Origin of the sequence: Herbaspirillum sp. NPDC101396 (assembly GCF_044767365.1) — a bacterium.
Classification (GTDB): domain Bacteria; phylum Pseudomonadota; class Gammaproteobacteria; order Burkholderiales; family Burkholderiaceae_D; genus Herbaspirillum.
Genome location: NZ_JBIWNT010000001.1, coordinates 894791 through 914688, shown reverse-complemented (window position 1 = coordinate 914688; position 19898 = coordinate 894791). Strand labels below are relative to the sequence as shown.

The 19898-nt window shown below is 62.3% G+C and carries 20 protein-coding genes; 11 read left to right on the top strand and 9 right to left on the bottom strand.

The features are described from left to right. The first annotated feature begins 5 nt into the window (after positions 1-5). Both ACIROY_RS04080 and ACIROY_RS04075 read left to right on the top strand, forming a co-directional pair. Positions 6-2108, top strand: coding sequence for an EAL domain-containing protein (locus ACIROY_RS04080; RefSeq protein WP_402270878.1), 2103 nt, complete (start codon positions 6-8; stop codon positions 2106-2108). A 41-nt stretch (positions 2109-2149) separates the two neighbouring features. Then, positions 2150-2752, top strand: coding sequence for an NTP transferase domain-containing protein (locus tag ACIROY_RS04075; protein WP_402339869.1), 603 nt, complete (start codon positions 2150-2152; stop codon positions 2750-2752). A gap of 12 nt (positions 2753-2764) precedes the next feature. On the opposite strand, the gene ACIROY_RS04070 is transcribed toward ACIROY_RS04075, so the two are convergent. The 4 genes from ACIROY_RS04070 to ACIROY_RS04055 all read right to left on the bottom strand — a co-directional run bounded on the left by ACIROY_RS04070 (position 2765) and on the right by ACIROY_RS04055 (position 7754). After that, on the bottom strand, positions 2765-3811 hold the full coding sequence (locus ACIROY_RS04070; RefSeq protein WP_402339866.1) for an XdhC family protein: 1047 nt from the start codon (positions 3809-3811) through the stop codon (positions 2765-2767). Between the two features lie 34 nt (positions 3812-3845). Beyond that, positions 3846-6149, bottom strand: a complete 2304-nt coding sequence (locus ACIROY_RS04065; protein WP_402339863.1) for a molybdopterin cofactor-binding domain-containing protein — start codon at positions 6147-6149, stop codon at positions 3846-3848. Beyond that, positions 6146-6622: a (2Fe-2S)-binding protein gene (locus tag ACIROY_RS04060; protein WP_402339860.1), complete on the bottom strand. Its 477-nt coding sequence runs from the start codon at positions 6620-6622 to the stop codon at positions 6146-6148. The genes ACIROY_RS04065 and ACIROY_RS04060 overlap by 4 nt, the downstream gene beginning before the upstream one ends. Positions 6623-6782: 160 nt before the next feature. After that, the gene (locus ACIROY_RS04055) at positions 6783-7754 is read right to left on the bottom strand and encodes a LysR family transcriptional regulator (RefSeq protein WP_402339857.1); all 972 of its coding nucleotides are present in this window, start codon (positions 7752-7754) and stop codon (positions 6783-6785) included. A gap of 317 nt (positions 7755-8071) precedes the next feature. Between ACIROY_RS04055 and ACIROY_RS04050 the strand changes: the two genes are divergently transcribed. Together ACIROY_RS04050 and ACIROY_RS04045 are read left to right on the top strand one after the other, a co-directional pair. Continuing rightward, positions 8072-8311: a DUF6139 family protein gene (locus ACIROY_RS04050; protein ID WP_233526563.1), complete on the top strand. Its 240-nt coding sequence runs from the start codon at positions 8072-8074 to the stop codon at positions 8309-8311. A 68-nt stretch (positions 8312-8379) separates the two neighbouring features. After that, complete coding sequence (locus ACIROY_RS04045) at positions 8380-8613, top strand: hypothetical protein (protein WP_053198928.1); 234 nt, start codon at positions 8380-8382, stop codon at positions 8611-8613. A 56-nt stretch (positions 8614-8669) separates the two neighbouring features. Here the strand turns inward: ACIROY_RS04045 and ACIROY_RS04040 are convergent, their stop codons facing one another. Next, the gene (locus tag ACIROY_RS04040) at positions 8670-10271 is read right to left on the bottom strand and encodes a diguanylate cyclase (RefSeq protein WP_402339854.1); all 1602 of its coding nucleotides are present in this window, start codon (positions 10269-10271) and stop codon (positions 8670-8672) included. Between the two features lie 254 nt (positions 10272-10525). Further along, the gene (locus tag ACIROY_RS04035) at positions 10526-10873 is read right to left on the bottom strand and encodes a hypothetical protein (RefSeq protein ID WP_402270896.1); all 348 of its coding nucleotides are present in this window, start codon (positions 10871-10873) and stop codon (positions 10526-10528) included. Positions 10874-11040: 167 nt separating this feature from the next. Between ACIROY_RS04035 and ACIROY_RS04030 the strand changes: the two genes are divergently transcribed. The 4 genes from ACIROY_RS04030 (at position 11041) to ACIROY_RS04015 (ending at position 13779) form a co-directional block, all read left to right on the top strand. After that, positions 11041-11958: a 2-hydroxyacid dehydrogenase gene (locus ACIROY_RS04030; RefSeq protein ID WP_402339851.1), complete on the top strand. Its 918-nt coding sequence runs from the start codon at positions 11041-11043 to the stop codon at positions 11956-11958. Positions 11959-12137: 179 nt separating this feature from the next. Further along, positions 12138-12617 carry an acyl-CoA thioesterase gene (locus ACIROY_RS04025; protein ID WP_116432978.1) on the top strand — a complete coding sequence of 160 codons (480 nt, stop codon included), beginning with the start codon at positions 12138-12140 and terminating at the stop codon, positions 12615-12617. 33 nt (positions 12618-12650) lie between these two features. Continuing rightward, positions 12651-13046 (top strand): CidA/LrgA family protein, encoded by a 396-nt coding sequence (locus tag ACIROY_RS04020; protein WP_402270901.1) that lies wholly within the window; start codon positions 12651-12653, stop codon positions 13044-13046. Continuing rightward, positions 13039-13779: an LrgB family protein gene (locus ACIROY_RS04015; protein ID WP_053198917.1), complete on the top strand. Its 741-nt coding sequence runs from the start codon at positions 13039-13041 to the stop codon at positions 13777-13779. Before ACIROY_RS04020 ends, ACIROY_RS04015 begins: the two co-directional genes overlap by 8 nt. A gap of 2 nt (positions 13780-13781) precedes the next feature. Here ACIROY_RS04015 and ACIROY_RS04010 read toward each other — a convergent pair whose 3' ends face one another. Further along, on the bottom strand, positions 13782-14528 hold the full coding sequence (locus tag ACIROY_RS04010) for a sulfite exporter TauE/SafE family protein (protein ID WP_402339848.1): 747 nt from the start codon (positions 14526-14528) through the stop codon (positions 13782-13784). Positions 14529-14571: 43 nt separating this feature from the next. Then, entirely contained in the window at positions 14572-16047 is a 1476-nt protein-coding gene (locus ACIROY_RS04005; protein ID WP_402339846.1) for a PLP-dependent aminotransferase family protein, read from the bottom strand. A 107-nt stretch (positions 16048-16154) separates the two neighbouring features. Between ACIROY_RS04005 and ACIROY_RS04000 the strand changes: the two genes are divergently transcribed. Together ACIROY_RS04000 and ACIROY_RS03995 are read left to right on the top strand one after the other, a co-directional pair. Beyond that, the gene (locus ACIROY_RS04000; protein ID WP_402339843.1) at positions 16155-16892 is read left to right on the top strand and encodes a GNAT family N-acetyltransferase; all 738 of its coding nucleotides are present in this window, start codon (positions 16155-16157) and stop codon (positions 16890-16892) included. A gap of 50 nt (positions 16893-16942) precedes the next feature. Beyond that, positions 16943-17848, top strand: a complete 906-nt coding sequence (locus ACIROY_RS03995; protein WP_402270911.1) for a DMT family transporter — start codon at positions 16943-16945, stop codon at positions 17846-17848. On the opposite strand, the gene ACIROY_RS03990 is transcribed toward ACIROY_RS03995, so the two are convergent. Then, positions 17845-18744, bottom strand: a complete 900-nt coding sequence (locus ACIROY_RS03990) for an alpha/beta fold hydrolase (RefSeq protein ID WP_402339840.1) — start codon at positions 18742-18744, stop codon at positions 17845-17847. The two genes, ACIROY_RS03995 and ACIROY_RS03990, sit on opposite strands and share 4 nt — an antisense overlap. Positions 18745-18870: 126 nt before the next feature. On the opposite strand from ACIROY_RS03990, the gene ACIROY_RS03985 reads away from it, so the two are divergent. After that, positions 18871-19770, top strand: coding sequence for a LysR family transcriptional regulator (locus tag ACIROY_RS03985; RefSeq protein WP_402339837.1), 900 nt, complete (start codon positions 18871-18873; stop codon positions 19768-19770). Positions 19771-19898 lie beyond the last annotated feature (128 nt).

The following is a 19898-nucleotide window of genomic DNA, read 5'->3' as shown; positions in this document are numbered from 1 at the left end:
CGGGGATGAGAAGAAGTACGCTGAAAATACTGATGGTGGAAGACGATCCGGGCGACGTCGAATTGTCGCGCTATGAACTGACGCGCGCCGGCATCGCCTGCGATGTCCAGCAGGTGGAGACCGAGGATGCCTTCGTCGACGCATTGAGCCGCTACCAGCCCGATATCGTGCTCGGCGATTTCTCCTTGCCCAATTTCGACGGCATGTCGGCGCTGCAGATCGTGCAGCAGATCACGCCGAGCACGCCGTTCTTGTTTGTCTCCGGCACCATGGGCGAAGAGCGTGCGATCAAGGCGCTCAAGCAGGGTGCTTACGACTACGTGCTCAAGTCCAATCTGGCGCGTCTGCCGTCCGCGGTCGAACGCGCTTTGCAGGAGGCGCACCAGAATCAGATCCGCAACAAGATGGAACAGGCGCTGCAAGCCGAGCGCAACTTGCTGTCGGCCATTTTCGATACGACCGGCGCGCTGGGGCTGATGCTGGACAAGGAAGGCCGCATCGTGCGTTTCAACCAGGCCGCCGAGCGCACTACCGGCTATACGCTGTCGCAGGTGCAGGGCAAGCATTTCTGGGATATTTTCTTTCCGGCCGAGGAACTCGAACCGGTGCGCAATCATTTCCTCAACTGGCACGTGCAGACGCAGCCGTTGCAATACCAGAGTCGCTGGCTGACTGCGACAGGCGAGCGGCGCGAGATATTGTGGCTGACCACATTCCTGCAGGAAGACCACGGCCCGGCGCTCAACTATGTGTGCAGCGGCATCGACATCACGCAGTGGCGCCAGGCGGAAGATCGCGTCCATCGCCTGAGCAACTACGACGTCCTGACCGGCTTGCCTAATCGCAGTCTGTTGCGCGACCGGCTGGAGCAGGGCATCACGCGCGTCGAACGCGAACGTCGGCCGGGATTGCTGTCGGTGATCCTGATCGGGGTACGCGGCGCCATCGCCGTTCGCGAAAGCCTGGGACTGAAAATGAGTGAAGACGCATTGGTCGAAGCCGGGCGCAGGTTGTCCGGCCTGATGCAGCATGACGCCACGCTGGCGCGATTCGGCGATACCAGTTTCGCCATGGTAGTGCATGTGCCGGCACAGGATCAGATCGCCATGGTAGTGCAGGAAATTATCGATGTGCTCGACTTGCCGTATCACGTCGACGGCCACGAAGGCGTTTATCTCGAATCGAACATCGGCGTCACGATTTATCCGAACGACGGCGACAGCGGCGATGCTTTGTTGCAAGCCGCGGAGGTAGCCATGCACCGCGCCATGGACAACGTGCTTGAACGTTTCCAGTTTTATACGCCGGCGCTCAACAGTCAGGTAAGCCATCGCCTGCAGATGGCGTCGCAGTTGCGCCAGGCGGTACAAAAGAAGGAAATGCTGCTGCATTACCAGCCGCAGGTGTCGCTGCAGAGCGGCGAGGTGGTCGGCGTCGAAGCGCTGCTGCGCTGGCAGCATCCGGAAAAGGGCATGATCTCGCCGATGGAATTCATCCCGATGGCGGAAGAGACCGGCCTGATCGTGCCCATCGGCGAATGGGTGTTGCGCACCGCGTGCGAGCAAGCCCAGCGCTGGCACGACCTGGGCGTGCACGGGCTGACGATGGCGGTCAACTTGTCGGCCAAACAGTTTGCCCAGAAAAACCTGGCGGCGGTGGTGCGCCAGGCGCTGGACGACAGCGGGTTCAGTTCGCATTGCCTGGAACTGGAACTGACCGAAAGCGCTTCCATGGAGTCACCTGAAAAGAGCATCGAAGTCATGAAGCTGCTCAAGGCCATGGGCGTGCGGCTGTCGATTGACGATTTCGGCACCGGCTATTCCAACCTGAATTACCTCAAGCGTTTTCCGGTCGACCAGCTCAAGATCGATCGCTCCTTCGTGCGCGACGTCGGCAACAACGCCGACGATCTCGCCATCGCGCGTGCCGTGATTGCATTGGCGCGTAGCCTGCACCTGGAAGTGCTGGCCGAGGGCGTGGAAGACCTGGAGCAATGCAACATCATGAAAGAGAACGGCTGCGACAAGGTGCAAGGGTATTACTTCAGCAAACCCTTGCCGGTGGACGAATGCACGCGGCTATTGCAGGCACGCAGGAAATTGCCCTGAGCAGCTGCTCGCGCCAGTGTTTTGATGGATAATCGCAAGCCATGAGCTTCGCCATCCATACTACTCAAACGCCTTTCCGCGGCCTGTTGCTGGCCGCTGGCAAAGGCACGCGTTTCGATCCCGCCGGCGCCGACAACAAACTTCTGGCGCATCTGCCCGGGGTTGATGAGGTTGTTGCCGTCGCGGCGGCGCGCGCGATGTTGCAGACGTTGCCGGTGCTGGCTGTCGTCAGTACTGTCGACAGCGAACTGAGCCGGCGGCTGATTGCGGCGGGTTGCGAGGTCATCGGCTGCGACGACGCTGATACGGGCATGAGCGCTTCGCTGATGTGCGGGATACGCCGGCTGTCGGATGCGGCCGGTTGGATCATCGCGCTGGCCGACATGCCGCATGTGCAGGCGGCGACGCATCGCGGCCTGCTGGCGGCGCTGAAAGACGGCGTACAGATTGCGGTGCCGACCTATCAGGGCAAGCGCGGCAATCCGGTCGCGTTCGGCCGCAGCCATCTTGACGGCTTGCTGGCATTGAGCGGCGACCGTGGCGCGCGCGCCTTGCTGCAGGCGTTTCCGGTTAACGAAATCCCCGTCAACGATCCCGGCATCCACCGCGACATCGACACGCGCGCCGACCTCCACGCGCGCTGAATTCCCTGGAATCTATTTCGTGAATTCGCCGACGGCGCAACTGCCGCCGGGATTGCCGTTGCCGTTTTCGCCGGCATCGGGCAAGGGATCGGTGCGCGCCGCATGCGTTTGCGAGATCGCCACGCCGTTGCGGATGGCGGTCATCTCGGCAAGGACCGCGATGGCGATTTCGGGCGGCGTGCGTGCACCCAGGAACAAGCCGACCGGACCATGCAGCTTGTCGATCTCGGCAGCGCTGATGTCGAACAGCGCCAGCCGCTCGCGCCGCTTGATGTTGTTGGTGCGCGAGCCGATGGCGCCGATGTAGAAGGCCGGCGACTTGAGTGCTTCGATCAGCGCCATGTCGTCCAGCTTGGGATCGTGGGTCAGCGTCACCACGGCGCTGTTGGCGTCGAGTTGCAGGCGCATCAGCAGGTCGTCGGGCATCTCGCCGGAAAGTTCCACACCGGGGATGTCCCATTCCTTGAGGTATTCCGCGCGCGGATCGCAGACGATGACCTGGTAGTCGAGCGCCAGTGCGAACTGTGCGACGTAGCGCGACATCTGTGCGGCGCCGATGATGACCAGGCGATAGCGCGGTCCGTAGGGTGCGATCAGCTTGCGATCCTGCACCGTGGTCTGGCGCGCCTCGCTGTCGGTGGCGAGCGTGGCGACGCCGGTATCAAGATCGAGCGTACGCGTGACGCGCAGGCCCTGGCGTACGGCAGCCAGCAATTCAGCGATGCGCGACTGCGCGGATACCGGTTCCATCATGATTTCCAAGGTGCCGCCGCAGGGCAGGCCGAAGCGGTGTGCTTCGTCGGCGCTCAGGCCATAGGTCAGTCCGAACGGCAGCGTGCGCTCCAGCTCTCCGCCCTGGATGCGGCGGATCAGATCGTCCTCGACGCAGCCGCCCGAAACTGAACCGCGCACGTGGCCGTCGCCCCGAATCGCCATCATCGACCCCACCGGACGCGGCGCCGACCCCCAGGTATGGGTGACGGTGCCGAGCAGGACGCGATGGCCTTGCTCGTGCCAGGTAAGGGCGGTGTTGAGGACGTCGAAGTCGATGGATTCCATACGCGGTTTTCCTTCCTTCTTTACTGAATGAGCACTAGGCCTTCTTGAGCTGCTCACGAATCGGCAACTGGCGAATACGCTTGCCGGTGGCGGCGAAGATTGCATTGCACAGTGCCGGCGCAATCGTCGGCGTGGCCGGTTCACCGACGCCGCCCAGCGGCACGTCGAGCATATGCGGGACGATGTGCACGTCGATCTTGGCGGGCGCTGCAAACGCGCGCAATACTTCGTAGTCGTGGAAATTGCTTTGCTCCACGGCGCCGTTCTTGAACGAAATCTCGCCCGTCATCGCCAGGCTGATGCCCATGATGCAGGCGCCTTCGACTTGCGAACGGATGCGGTCCGGGTTGATCGATGGACCGCAATCGACCGCGATGTCGACGCGCGGGATGCTTACTTCGCCTTCATCGTTGACTTCCACTTCCACCACGGCGGCGACGTAGGTGACGAAGCTGTAGCATACCGCCAGTCCGAGCCCGCGTCCCTTGGGCAATTTGCGTCCCCAGCCGGCTTTGGATGTTGCCAGTTCGATCACGCCGCGCATGCGGCCGGTGTCGAGCGGATAACGTTCCGGCGACTCGCCGTAGTTCCAGCCGTCGGCCATCTCGGACGGATTGATCTTGCGCGCCGGGCCGATCAGCTCGAGCAGATAGTCGCGATGATCGCGCTTGGCCGCCGCCGCCAGTTCGGCGCTGAACGATTGGACAGCGAAAGCATGCGGAATGTTCGATACCGAACGGAACCAGCCGATGCGGGTGTGGGCTTCGACTTCCGGCGCTTCCACGCGGATGTTGGCAATTGCATAAGGAATGTTCACAGCCGACATCGCCAGTTCGAACGGCGCTTCGCCCTTGGCGCCGGCGGCGAAGATCGACGCAATGGTCGGCGCTGCAGTGCGGTGCAGCCAGGCGCTGACCTTGCCGTTGGCGTCGAGGCCGGCTTCCAGGCGTTCCACCGACACGGTGTGGAAATAATCGTGGTGGATGTCGTCCTCACGCGTCCAGGTGACCTTGACCGGCGCGCCGTTCATGGCCTTGGACAGCAGGGCCGCTTCGGCGGCAAAGTCGGGCTTGGACTTGCGGCCGAAACCGCCGCCCAGCAAGGTGACGTTGACGGTAACGTCTTGCGGCTTCAGGCCGAGATGGCCGGCCACGGTTTCGCGTGTGGCTTGCGGCGCCTGGACGCATGCCCAGACCTCGCATTTGCCGCCGGTGATGCGCGCCACGGCCGCAGGCGGCTCCATGGTGGCGTGGGCGATATGCGGCAGGTAATACTCGGCTTCGATACGGCGCGGCGCTTTGGCCAGTGCGGCCATGGCATCGCCGGCGTTGCGTACGGCCTTGGCCGGTTGGCGTGCGGCGGCTTCCATGGTCTTGCGGAATTCGGCGGAATCGTAGGAGGCGTTGGGACCGTTGTCCCAGGTCAGCTTGAGCGCTTCGCGACCCTTGATCGCGGCCCAGGTATTGCGCGCAATCACGGCCACGCCGCCCAGCGGATTGAACAGCGCCGGCGGCGGGCTGCCCTTGAGTTCGACTACGCGGATCACGCCGGGCACCTTGAGCGCCTCGCTGCTGTCGACCGTGGCCAGCTTGCCGCCATAGACCGGCGGACGCGCAATGACGGCGTAGACCATGCCTTCGAGGCGCGTGTCGATGCCGTACTGAGTATTGCCGGTGACGATGTCGAGCAGGTCGATGCCTCGGGTGCTGTCCTTGCCGATGTAGCGGAACTGCTGCGGCGTCTTGAGCTTGACGCTTTCACGCGCCGGCAGCGGCAGCTTGGCCGCGTCGGCGGCGACGTCGCCGTAGCCGAGCTTGCGGCCGCTGGGCTTGTGGATCAGTTCATGGTTGTTCGCTTCGACTTCGCCGACCGGCACCTTCCAACGCGCGGCGGCGGCGGTCTCCAGCATGAGTCGCGCAGTGGCGCCGACCTGGCGCATCGGGCCGAAGGAGTGGCGCATGCTGCGCGAGCCGTCGGTATTCTGGTTGCCGTATTTTTCCTGGTCGCCTTGCGCCTGCACCACGCGCACGCGGCTCCAGTCGGCATCGAGTTCGTCGGCGACCACCATGGGCAGGCTGGTGCGCACGCCCTGGCCCATTTCGGAGCGGTGGGCGACGATGGTGACGACGCCGTCGGCGCCGATGGAGACGAACAGCAGGGCATTGTCCTTGAGACCGCCCGGCATGCCGTCGCCGCCGAATTTCGGTGCGTCGGCTGCCATCACGATGCCGTCCACGCCCACCGTCAGCGCCAGGCCGGCGAGGGCGCCGATGCCCTTGAGCAGGCTGCGGCGGCTCAGTTGGATATTTTCAGCGATGGTGCTCAGATCGGCGCTCATTTGGCGCCTCCGTTCTGCGCCGCGGCCTGCTTGATCGCCGCCTTGATGCGGGTGTAAGTGCCGCAGCGGCAGATGTTGCCGCTCATGGCGTCGTCGATGTCCTTGTCGCTCGGATTGGGCGTCGTGCGCAGCAGCGCCGTGGCCGACATGATCTGGCCGGCCTGGCAATAGCCGCACTGCGGCACGCCCAGCGCCATCCACGCGTCCTGCACCGATTTGCCGACCTTGTCTTCGGCGATCGCTTCGATGGTGGTGATCTTCTTGCCGGCGGCGGCCGAGATCGGGGTGATGCAGGAACGGATCGGTTCGCCGTCGAGGTGCACCGTACAGGCGCCGCACAAGGCCATGCCGCAGCCGAATTTGGTGCCGGTCATGCCGAGCTGATCGCGCAGGGTCCAGAGGATGGGAGTGTCTTCGGGCAAATCGACGTTGTGCTGTTTGCCGTTGATGGTGAGTGCGGTGAGCGTGGGCATTATTGTTTTATACCTTTCCGACTTGGGGATAACCTAGTGAAGGAATGTTTTGCCGCTATGGACAAATGTAGCAGCAAATTCCGGGAGATGTCGGAGTATCGCAACGATTGTCCTACAACGAAATGGACCGTTTCGGAATTCTCGATTCCGATTTGAGGAATTATCCGACGATAGCCGGAGGCGGTTCCAGCGGGAAGTCTTCCGATGCCGACAAGGTCTCCACCAGTGCGTCGAACACCAGTCGTACGCGCGCCGGCACCGGGCCGCGCTGAGGCCGGTAAACGTAGAGGTCCCAGGGCGCCGGCGCGATGTCCTGCAGCACCGTCACCAGCGAGCCGTCACGCAGGTATGGCATTGCCATGAAGGCGCCGAGCTGGCCGAAGGCGATGCCGTCCAGGACGGCGCGGCGTTCGGTTTGCGGATCGTCGGTGACGAAGGCGGGCAAGCGCGGACCGAGTTGCTGGCCGTCGGCAAAATACCAGGGCCAGAGGCGACCGGTATTGCGGTCCACCATGGCGCTCATGGGGCGTTGCACCAGCTCGTCCAGCGTCGTCGGCGCGCCGTGGCGCGCGATCAGGTCGGGACTGGCGCAGACGAAGAAGGCCACCTTGGCCACCGCACGGGCGACGTAGCGGCTGTCGCGCAGGAAGCCGATGCGGATGCCGATGTCGATCTTGTCGTCGACGGCGTCGGTGATGATTTCGGACAGGCGCAGGTCCAGCGTGATGTCGGGATGCTGGCGCGCGATGCGGTTGAGCACCGGCAGCAGGTAAGTGTGCGCCAGGGTGCTTGGCGCAGTGATGCGGACCACGCCGCTGAGGGCTTCGTCGTTGCGATGATTGTTGTCAAGAAACAAATCATCCAGCGTGTTGATGGACAGCCGTGCGCGATGCATCAGGCGTTCGCCGAAGGCGGTGATGCGCACCTGGCGCGTGTTGCGGTGGAACAGCAACTCACCGAAGGCCGACTCCAGCTCCTTGACGGCGCGGGTTACGACCTGCGGCGAGATGCCCATGCGCACCGCGGCCTCACGGAAATTGGCGCTTTCCGCAGCCATGCAGAAAATCCTCAGTTGCTCGATGCGGTTCAGCTTGCTCTCCCTTGTTGCCGGCTGATGCACTCTCGATTGCATATTGCAAGCGAGGGTGCGTTTGGCGATGCGGGCATTATTCCATAATCAGGAATTTACCGCGTTGGCAGATAAATCGGCGTAAATGTCCTATGGTGAAGAAAGAGGAGTCGGAGGAGCAGGCTGAGGAGAAGTCGGCGCGCAGGGCGGATGAAAGAAATCGCGGAAAAGAGGAGGCGAAATAGAAGGAAAAATGGGGTTGAACTAAAGATTTTTACCCTAGTCCCACAGGAAGAACGGGGGCAAAAAGCTCGTGTTCTATTCGAGATTTATCCGATAGTGCTCGGCAAACCGGCAAGGGAGAAACAATGAAAGTGGATGTGTACAAAAGGACCGAAGAAAACGATCTCTGCTCGTACCTGGTGGTGCCGCATGAAAAACCGTTACCTCAGGAAGTGGCCAGCACCGAGTGGCTGGTGCATGAGCTGGATGTCGATTTCGAGCGCACCGGCAAAATCCATTTCACGCTCGATCCCGACGATGCCTTCCAGCAGATCGGCGAAAAGGGTTACGCCATCAGTCACCTGAACGACCGCACCACGGACGGCAACGTCCACTAGCACCATGACAACAGCGGCAACAACGCCGCGCGCCGGAACAAAGCAACGACCACGCAAAGGAGACCATCATGCCGATCGAACAGCTGGGCGACTATGAAGTCGAGTATTCGGGCGTCAAACTGCCGGCCGATAACGGCGACTGGGCCGCCAATGTGGCGATCTTCGGTCCGTCGACCAATCCCATGCACCGCAATCCCGTCTTTCCTTCGCAGCGCGTGCTGATCGACACGGTATTCCCCGATGAGAAATCGGCGGAGCAGGAGGCGCGCAAGGCGGCGGTGGCGATGCTTGAGCATCGCTGACCGGGAGTTCAGGGAATCAGCTCAGTGATACCGTAACCGCGACCGTAACCGCGACCTCATCCCGGTTCGAAAGCGGCCGGGATGTCGTCGTCGGCGCTGCAAACCTGGTTACGGCCGCGGGCCTTGGCGGTGTAGAGCGCCTTGTCCGCGGCGCTGACCAAGTCCAGAAGGTTACAGGTCTTGGTCGGCACTGTTGCCTGTGCGCCGACGCTGACCGTGACGATACCGGTCGGATTCTTGCCATGCGGGATATTGAGTGCGCGTATGTCGGCGCAGATCTTTTCCGCCACGCTGATGGCGCCCTTGAGATCGGTGTTGGGCAACAGAATAGCGAATTCCTCGCCGCCGTAGCGTGCCGACAGGTCGCCGGGACGATTCATCTTGATCAGCTTGCCGATCTTTTGAAGGCAGACGTCGCCGGCCGGGTGGCCATAGGTGTCGTTGTATTTCTTGAAATGATCGACATCAATCATCAACAGTCCCAGTGACTGACGTTCGCGCTTGGCGCGGTTGAATTCGTTGGCCAGCGTGACATCGAACTGACGCCGGTTGGCGACGCCGGTGAGACCGTCCTCCAGCGCCATCTTTTGCAGCGTCTTGTTCATCTCCACCAGTTTCTCACGCGCCGACAGCAGCTTCTGCTGGGCTTGCGCACGCAGCTTGATCTGGTTCACGAGACGCTTGCCCATCCACGCCAGCATGCCGACCAGAATCAGCACACCGACCGACTGCAGCAATGTTTCAGTGCGCCAGCTGGCCAACACTTCGTCGTAAGACAAGGCAGCTGTGACGAACAGCGGATATTTTTCCAGGCGCTTGTAGCTGTGCAGACGCTTGACGCCATCGGCGGCGGTGATGATAGCGATGCCGTTCTTGTTGTGCGATGCGTGATCGCTGACGATGTTGCTGTTGCTGATGTTCTTGCCGATAATTTCACCGGAGGCCGGCCATTTCGCCAGCAGGATGCCGGGCTGCGTCGCGAGCAGGATCTCGCCGTGCTTGCCGATATCGAAACTGCGATAGAACTTGAGGAAGTATTCCACCTCCACCGAAGCCAGCACGACACCGGCGAAGCTGCCGTCGGGATGATTGATGCGGCGCGACAGCGGGATGATCCAGTCGCCGCTGGAGCGGCTCTTTACCGGTTCGCCGACGTGAGGGTCCCGGTCCGCATGGGTCATGTGATAGATGAAATATTCGCGATCGGCATTATTGAGCATCCACGGCGAATCGTCCATGGAGTTGACCATCCACTTGCCGGTCTGGTCGTAGACGAACAAGCCCTGGATCTGTGGCAACTCCTTGACGTAGGACGCCAGCAGTGGATAAAGACGCGCCAGCGAGTCGCGGTCCATGCCTTCGACTTCCAGGCGCTGCACCATGCCAAACAGCACCGAGTCGGCCGAAATCAGCGTTGCCTGGGCGTGTTCGGCCAGCGCGCGCGACAGGTTGGCGGTGGAGACCTGGGCGTCGTCGAGATCTTTGACGCGAACGTTCCAGGCAAAGGAAATGTGCAGGATCAGGATGGAAAGGCAGACCAGGCCGACGAACACCGACGCGAAAATGCGCACGTTGACGCGCCTCGAGCGCGCCACGGCAGGCGTCTCGCCGAGTTCCGGCACATCAAGAGGGATGTCGGGCACTTCTTCGGTAGTCATTTATTTCGATTCCATTGTCGTTCCGGGAACGGCTATCGCTGAAATATAACTACGAGGGATGCGGCGTCTTGGAATGTAATTGTGAATGTAATTATTATTCTCATCGCGAATTTTTTATACGATAGCAGCAATGTCAAACCATGTGCGCGCCGAGCAGATGAATTTCTTCCGGTCATTTTTACGTTTCACCCATGGTGCAGAGGGCGGTCGGGAAATGGTTTTCGTACGGTCGTTTTCTTGCAGGCCTGGCTTGCTTATCGAACCGGCGGCATGCTTTGCCAGCGCAGACCCTGCACATTCTTCTCCTGCCCCAGGCTGCTCACCAGCCGCACCACGGAGGCGCGTTCCGGCGTCGAGCAGGCCAGCGATACGGTAAAGTCGATCAGGGCCTGATGCGGGCGCGGCTTGATTTCCAGTTGGTAACCCTGGTCGAAGCCGTGCTGCAACTGCATCAGGATCAATTCTTCGACGACCGGCGCCTGCTCGCGGCGGCATGAGGCGAACACCTGATAGGGCAGGCGTTCAGCGGCATTTTCATGGTCCGGGAAACAGTTGCCGGCAAAGAAGCCGTCCGGCCTGGTTTCCAGTTTGGTGATGCGCATGGCGGTTTCCTTTCCCCCGGGTGTGTCGCATCTGCGGCGGCGCTACCCTTGATTTGCTTGTCGTTATGGTGCTTGCTGTCCTTGCGAGGGCTCCGGCGCGCCTCTGCGAATCCCACTAGAATTGCACCACTGCAGCTTATCTCTTTCCCTCTCATTTCAATCTGACAATGAAACCTCAACTACTGGCTCTTATTCATCTTTCCGAAGAAAGCAAGGCCGCCATCGGCAGCGCTTTCGAGATCATCTACGCACCCACTGCCGAGACGCGCGCAGCGGCCATCACCGGCGCTGCGAAGGATGTGCGGGTCGTGTTGACCAACGGTTCGACCGGCCTGACTGCCGCCGAGATGGATACGCTGGGCAAGCTGGAACTGGCCTGCGCGCTGGGCGCCGGCTACGAAAACATCGACAGCGCGCATGCCGCCACGCGCGGCATCAAGATCGCCACCGGGGCGGGCACCAACGACGACTGCGTCGCCGATCACGCCATGGGGCTGGTGCTGGCGATCATGCGCAACATCCGTCAGCTCGATCTCTCCTGCCGCGAAGGCATCTGGCGCGACGCGCTGGTACTGCCGCCGCAACTGGCCGGCAAGCGCCTCGGTGTGGCCGGCCTTGGCACCATCGGCAAAAAGATTGCGCGCCGCGCGGCCGCGTTCGACATGGATATCGGCTATTTCAATCGCTCCCGCCGCGATGATGTCGACTATGCGTATTTCGGCAGCACCGAGCAATTGGCGGCATGGTGCGACGTGCTGGTGATCGCCACCCCGGGCGGCGCCGCCACGCGTCACTTGGTCGGTGCACGCGAGTTAAAGGCGCTGGGGCCGAAAGGTTTCCTGGTCAATATCTCGCGCGGCAGCGTGGTCGACACGGCCGCATTGGCCGCGGCGCTGGGCAAGGGGGAGCTGGGCGGCGCCGGGCTGGACGTCTACGAAAGCGAGCCGCAACCGCCGCGTGAATTGCTGGAATTCAAGAATGTGGTGCTGACGCCGCACATGGCGGGCTGGTCGCCGGAAGCCATCACGGCCTCGATCACCAAATTCCTGCGCAATGCCGAGGCGCATTTCGCCGCCATCGGCTAAAACCCCACCCCGGTTACAACGCACTCCCGCAAGGCGGGAAACTTGCCTGGCAAGACTATTCACGATAGTCTTGCCGGCTTGTCGCGCCCGCACGCCAGCTTTTGTTCAAGTAAGCCGCGCCGGCGACGTTAAACCCAGCATAGAATTCGACTAAGTCAAACAAGAGAAAGCCGCTCACCATGGACATGCCATCTCACCAACTCACCATGACCGTCCTGATGACGCCCGACATGGCCAATTTCTCCGGCAACGTGCACGGCGGCACTATCCTCAAGTTCCTCGACCAGGTCGCCTATGCCTGTGCCAGCCGCTACGCCGGCCAATACGTGGTGACGCTGAGTGTGGACCAGGTGATGTTTCGCCAGCCGATTCATGTCGGTGAACTGGTGAGCTTCCTTGCCAGCGTGAATCACACCGGTACCTCGTCGATGGAAGTCGGCATCAAGGTGGTCGCCGAAAACATCCGCACCCAGGAAGTGCGCCACGTCAACAGTTGCTTCTTCACCATGGTGGCGGTCGACGGCGAGCGCAAGCCGGTCGCGGTGCCGTCGCTGCGTCCGTTCACGGCAGAAGAAAAACGCCGCTTTGAAGCCGCCAAACTGCGCAAGAAATTGCGCGCCGAGTTGTCGCACCGGTTCGACGAAGCCAAGCTGTCCTGATCCATCTCATCCAACCACCACGGGGGAAGTGAAATGCTTGCCAGTTTCGCGACCCTGCTGGTATTCCAGTGCCTGGGCGAGGGTATCACCTTCGCCCTGAAACTCCCCATTCCCGGCCCCGTGGTCGGCATGCTGCTGTTGTTTTTCACACTGGTCGCTTATCCCCCTTTGCTGGAACGGATCGAAGCCACCGGCAGCGAATTGCTGCGTCATCTGTCGCTGTTGTTCGTACCGGCCGGGGTCGGCATCGTTGCCGCTGCGGGACAAGTGCGCGGCCATTGGCTGACGGTAATTCTGGCTGTCGCGGTGAGCACCTTGCTGACGCTGGCGGTCACGGCCGCGGTCACGCGCGCGGTGATGAACTGGCAAAATCGGCAGAACCAGTTCGGCGACGGCGGCAAGAAAGACGGTGAGGGCGACCATGCGTGAGCTGCCGCAATTCGGCCTGATCTGGGTCTACCTGGCGGCGTCGCCGCTGCTGGGCCTGACGCTGACCTTGTGCGCCTACGTCGTGGCGTACTGGATTTACAGCCGCTGCAAATTTTCGCCGCTGGCCAATCCGGTGGCGATCGCGATTGCGCTGGTCAGCACGGTCTTGCTGCTGAGCGGCATGCCCTACAGCGAGTACTTCGCCGGCGCGCAATTCGTCCATTTCCTGCTCGGCCCGGCCACAGTAGCGCTGGCGATTCCGCTGGCGCGTCAGTTGCCACGGCTGCGCAAATCCTTTCTGCCGCTGGCCTGCGGCCTGCTGGCCGGTTCGGCCACGGCGATCGTGTCGGCTGTGGTACTGACAATCTTGCTGGGTGGCTCGCCGCAACTGGCGTTTTCGATCGGTCCCAAGTCGGCCACTACGCCGATCGCCATGGGCGTGGCTGAAAAGCTCGGCGGCCTGCCGGCATTGACGGCAGTGCTGGTGATCAGTACAGGAATTTTTGGCGCCGTGGCGGCGCGCTTTCTGTTCAACCGCATGCGCATCGATTCGCCCGAAGTGCGCGGTTTTGCGCTCGGCGTGACCTCGCACGGCATCGGCACCGCGCGGGCGTTTCAGGTAAACCAGGAAATGGGCGCCTTTGCCGGTCTCGGCATGGGCCTCAACGGCGTGCTGACGGCATTCTTGGCACCATGGCTGATACCGGTATTCGTCGGCTTGCTGGCGCGTTAGCGTCAAGCCAGCAGCTTCGGCAGCGATGACGCCAGCAGGGCGATGCCCGACAGCGTCAGCAGGCCCAACACAATCTTGCGAAACGTCGCCTCGCTGATGCCGAGGTAGAGCCGCGTCCCCAGCAGCGTCGGAATCAGCATCGCCGGTGCCACCACGGCAAACATCGGCAAGGTCTTGCGCGTGATGATGCCGCCGCCGACATAGGTGGCGAAGGTCACCGCCTGCATGGTCAGGTTGAAGTTCTGGATCACTGCGCGCTGCTCATCCTTGTCGAGCCGGCGCAGGTTGCACCACAGCGTCGGTATCACGCCGCTGAAACCGCCGATGCCGCCCATGAAGCCGCCGATCGCACCGATGACGCCATCGGCCAGCTTGCCACCGATATGCACAGCAGGCAGCCGCGGCGTGAGCAGCATGACCGGACACCACACCGCCAGCAGTACGCCGAGGAAAGCCTTGAACAGGTTGGCGTCGAGCAGCGGCAGCACCAGTACGCCAAGAGGAATCCCCAGCAGGCCGCCGACGACGAACGGCAGCAGGCGCTTCATGTTGAATCCGCGCCGCACCGAAAACATCGCCAGGATCTGGCCCAGCAGCGAGCCGAACACCACCAGCGCCGCCGCCAGCATCGGGTCGATGGTCCATACCCAGAACGACATCGCCACCAGCCCAAAGGCGAAGCCCGACAAGCCCTGCACGAAACCTGCGACCATCGCGCCGATGGCGATGATCAGGATTGTTGCATCCATGTGTTATTCCATTCCTTGTTGTTCTTGTTTGATGCGCGCAGCCTCAGCGCCATATCTTCGTCAGGGTCTTGATCGCGGCCGTGATGGAAGCCTCGTCGGCGCCGCCGAAACCCATCACCAATCCGGCCTCGTTGCGACGCGCCGAACCGGGCAGCCAAAAGCGCGTCAGGCCGTCGATCTCGATGCCGGCTGCGGCGGCGCGGTCGATCATGTCGTCCTGCTGCCGGATGGTGGGGACCCGCACGGAGCAATGCAGGCCGGCGTTGATGTCAGGCAGGTCGATGCCGCCCGGTTGATGACGTTGCCAGCCGTCGACCAAGGCGTCGCGGCGCGCACGGCTGGCGCGCCGCATGCGGCGCACGTGGCGCTGGAAATGGCCCTGCGCCATGAATTCCGCCATCACCGCCTGCTCCGGCACGGAAGAGTGGCGGTCGTACTGCATACGCAGGTTGATCAGCGGCGTCGCCAGCGCCGGTGGCGCGACGATGTAACCGAGCCGCAGGCCGGGGAAGGCGATCTTTGAAAATGTCCCCATGTGCAGCACGCGGCCGCTGCGATCCAGCGAGGCCAGCAAGGCCAGCGGCGTGCCGCTGTAGCGGTATTCACCGTCGTAATCATCTTCCAGGATGTAGCTCTGGTTGGCTTCGGCCCAGGCCAGCAGATCAAGCCGGCGCGCCAGCGACAGCGTCACGCCGCTGGGGTATTGGTGCGACGGCGTGACGTAGGCCAGGCGCACGTCGGGATGGGCGTGCAACTCCTGCGTGATGATGCCTTCGGCGTCGACGCCGATGCCGACCACTTTGCCGCCATTGAGCGTCAGCGCCGAGGCCGCGCGCGGATAGCCGGGATTTTCCATCGCCGCCGTGTCGCCCGGATTGAGCAGCAATTGCGCGCACATGAATAGCGCCTGCTGGGTGCCGGCGGTGATGATGATCTGGTCCGGATCACAAAGCAGTCCGCGCGAATTGCGCAGGTAGCCGGCCAGCATCTCACGCAATTGCGGATCGCCGGCAGGGTCGCTGTAGCCGATGCGGTTTTCCGTGCCGCGCCGCCAGAAGTCGGCCTGCAGGCGCGCCCAGACGTCGCCCGGGAACAGGTCCAGCGCCGGCACGCCGAGGCGGAACGTACGCGGCTTGCCGGGCGGCGGCAGCACCTTGGCGGGCAGCGCCATGCGCTGCCCGAGTTCGGACAGGCGCGGGGCGATATCGATCTTGCCTGTCGCCGGCGTGCGCGCGATATCGCTGGCCGGCGCCGAGACGTAGGTGCCGTCGCCGACGCGCGCGCTGATGTAACCCTCGGCATACAGTTGGTCGTAGGCGCGGACCACCGTGGTGCGCGAGATGCTGAGCGCCAGCGCCAGTTCGCGCGTGGTGGGCAGCTTTACCTGGCGATCGATCTGGCCCTTGAGGATGCGGTCGCGCAAGCTTTGGTACAGCTGCAAGGCGAGTCCTTTGCCCGGTGCGAGGTGCAGCCCGGTCAGGTCGAACGGAAACGGCGAGGCGTGGATGCTGTTTTGCATTGGTTTTATGAAAATAGCGGATATTGGCTCTTTTGGAAGACCAAATTTATCATTAATCTGTGCAACATGCTCAACAATTCTTCAAGAAAACTTCGAACACATCTGCCATGACGACCTCTGCAAATTCAGCAACACAGAACCAGTTCGGCCAACCGGTCGGCGCACCCTTGCCTGACTGGGCGCCGCGCCAGCTGCCGCCGACGACCGCCATGTACGGCCGTTACTGCCGCGTCGAGCCGATTCGTCCGGCGCACGCGGAGCAATTGTTCGACGCCAACGGCGACGATCAGGATGGCCGCAATTTCACCTACCTGTTCGTCGATCCGCCGGCAGGCATTGATGAATACCGTGCATGGGTCGAGAAGATGAGCGTGAGCAAGGACCCGATGATGCACGCCATCATCAACCTGGACAGCGGCGAAGCGGTGGGTGTCGGTTCTTTCATGCGCATCGATCCCAATTTCGGTGTGATCGAGATCGGCAACATCAATTTTTCACCGCGCCTGCAGCGCACCCGCGCCGCTACCGAAGCGATGTTCCTGATGATGCGCCGGGCCTTCGATGAACTTGGCTATCGCCGCTATGAATGGAAGTGCGACAGCCTCAACGCACCGTCGCGCGCAGCGGCAGCGCGTTACGGCTTTACCTTCGAAGGCGTGTTCCGCCAGGCGGTGGTATACAAGAACCGCAGCCGCGATACGGCGTGGTTCTCGATCATCGACAGCGAATGGCCGCAGGTCAAAAGCGCCTTCGAGCACTGGCTCGATCCGGAGAATTTCGACGCGCAGGGGCGGCAGCGCGAGAGTCTCGGTGCGCTGATGGAACGCCATCGCACGGCGAAGTAAGCCGCCGCGCCATAAAATGGCGTCTCCGATTTATCCGAAAAAGTAAAAACATGCGCGAATCCAGTTTGTCGTCCCGCCAGGCCATCGTCCTCCTTGGCGTCGTGGTATTGATATGGGGCACGACCTGGCCGGTCAACAAAGCCATCCTGCACTACCTGTCGCCGATCTGGTCGACTGCCATACGCTCATGCATCGGCACGGTGGTGCTGGTGGTGCTGTGCCTGGCGCGCGGACGGCTGGTGTTGCCGCAGCGCGGCGACCTGCCGGTGGTGTTCAGCGTCGGCCTGCTGCACATGACCGCCTATTCGATACTCGGTAACGTCGGCATGCAGCATGTCGCCGCCGGCCGTTCGGTGGTGCTGGCCTATACCACGCCGATGTGGGTGGCGCCCTGTGCGCGCCTGTTCCTCGGCGAGGCGTTCACGTTGCGGCGCGCCATCGGCACTGTGTTCGGTTTGCTTGGACTGGTGCTGATCTTCAATCCGCTGGCGTTCGACTGGGGCAACCACGATTCCGTGCTCGGCAATGGCCTGATCCTGTTGGGAGCGATGTTCTGGGCCGCCAGCATCCTGTATGTGCGCGGCCATCGCTGGATCGGCGAGCCGTTCGATTTGCTGGTATGGCAGGCGCTGGTCGCAAGCTGCGTGCTGGTGCCGTGCGCCTTCCTGTTTGAAGGGCCGCCGCAGTTCGAGTGGAGTGTTCCGTTGGTCGGCTTGCAGGTCTACAGCGCGACGTTCGGCATCGCCATCGCGTACTGGGCCATCAACAAAGTCAATCGCTCCTTGCCGGCAATGACCACCTCGCTTGGCCTGTTAGGTGTCCCCGTGTTCGGCATCGTTTGCTCGTCGCTGGCTTTGGGAGAGACTCTGGAGTTCAGCCTGGTGGCCTCGATGGCCCTGATCATCATCGGGATTGCCATCGGCGCGTTGCCGGAAAAACGGACGACTCGGGCTTAAGCAGCGGTCGCAGCCGGCCATTCTTCCAGGATGCGGCGGCGCGTGGCGCCCGAGTTCAGCCATTGCAGGGTTTCATTCCACAGGCTGTTGCGGAAGCGGTCATGGAAGAAGGCGAAATGGCCGATCTCTTTGAGATGCAGGTCGGCCGGCGCCAGGCTTACCAGCGTACGTGCGCTGCCGGTGTAGTAGTGCAACAGACGTTTCACCGCAGTGGGGGTACCGAATGGATCGTCGCTGATGGTATAGGCCAGGGTCGGACCACCGAGATTGCTGAAATATTGCACGCGCATGGCGTCGGGATGCTCCAGCGCCGCGCGGCGGAACGCCCATTCGCGTGCGACGCCGGCCGGCAGGTCTTCCAGCCAGCCCAGCAGGCGACCGGGGAAGTAGCCCGCCACAGCGGTCAGCAACGGCATCAGCACATGCCATTTCAGGAACATCCGCTTGCGCACGGCAGGTGCGTAGTCGCGCCAGTAGGCGTATTGCGCGCCGACGATCAGCAGCCGGTCGATGCGCCAGTTGGACGCTGCGTAACCGGGCATGACGCCGCCGATGCTATGGCCGACGACGTGGATTTCGCCGTCGGGGAAGTTGTCGGCGGCCCACTGCAGGATGCCCTCGAAATCCTTGCTGCCCCAGTCGTATTTGGCCGCGCGCAGCCGCCGCAGCGAATCCGTCCGCGAGGCGCCGATGCCGCGGTAGTCCCAGGTGATCGCAAGATAGCCGTGTTCGGCCAGGAAACGTGCGTAGCGCGCGTAATAGGCAGCCTTGACGCCGGTGGCGCAGTTGACGATCGCGATGCGGCCGGGCAGCGGCGCATCGCCGGTATAGAACAGCGTGGCGCCGAGCAGGTAGCCGTCGGTCGCTTCTATCTGGATGGGGGATTCGATGCACATGGGCGGAAAGGGTGGCGGAATAGGATTCAAGGAACGAAATTGTTGTTGCGCTTCCATTGTAGGAAGCGCGGCGCTTCTGCATAAGCTATGCTGTCTTCATCAATTTGTTGAAAAGAATTCACCAATATGAGCCTCGACGCCAACTCCCTGATCATCTTCTGCCACGTCGCCAAGGCCGGCAGCCTGAGCAAGGCCGCCAAGGCGCTGAGCCTGTCGCGTTCGGCGCTGAGCCATCGCATCAAGGCGATAGAGGGGCGCCTGGGTTGCCAGTTGCTGATGCGCACCACGCGCAAGGTCGGCCTGACCGAGGCCGGCTACCGGCTGGCCGAACACGCCGATCGCATGGCCGACATCCTCAAGGACGCCAACATGCTGGCGCACGGCCTCAATGAAGACACCGCCGGGCTGGTGCGGATTTCGGCACCGCTGACGCTGGGCTCGGTATGGCTCAAACCTTTGTTGATGTCCTACATGCAGGCCAATCCGCGCGTGCAGGTCGACCTGCGTTTCAGCGAGCAGGCGGTCGACATCACCAGCGATCCTGTGGATCTGGCGATCAGGGTGGCCTCGACCTTGCCGGACGACGTGGTGGCGAAGAAATTGTTCGGCATTTCGTGGCGCTTGTGCGCGAGTCCCGACCTGGCCGGGCGCTACGCCGCCGACTTGGCGGCAGGCAATCTGGCGGCGCTGCCGCTGGCGGGCTTCTCGCGCAGCCGCCAGTTCATGCAGCCGTTGATCTCGCGCGGCGGCGTCACCATGCCGCTGGCCAACGAGACGATGTTGCTTTCGAACGATCTCGACGTCGTGCGCGAAGCGGTGCGACGTTCTTTGTGCGTGGCGGTGATACCCGACTATTTCGTCACGGACGACCTGGCGTCGGGACGCCTGGTGAATCTCTTGCCGGACGCGCAGGTGGAAGTCGGCATCGGCGACCACGTCTATGCCCTGCATCTGCCGGGACGCTTGCTGCCGGCGCGCGTGCGCAGTCTGATCGCCTTCCTGGCGCAGGAAGGTGTGAAGCAATAATCCTCTACTGATTGTTGAGATTTTCTGTACGAATAGGGTGGCGGATTTTTTTACGCGAGATCTCTTCCCAAGTGCGAAACAGTTGACGTAGAATCGTCAGCGGACCTCTCGGGTCCAACGTCGCTCGG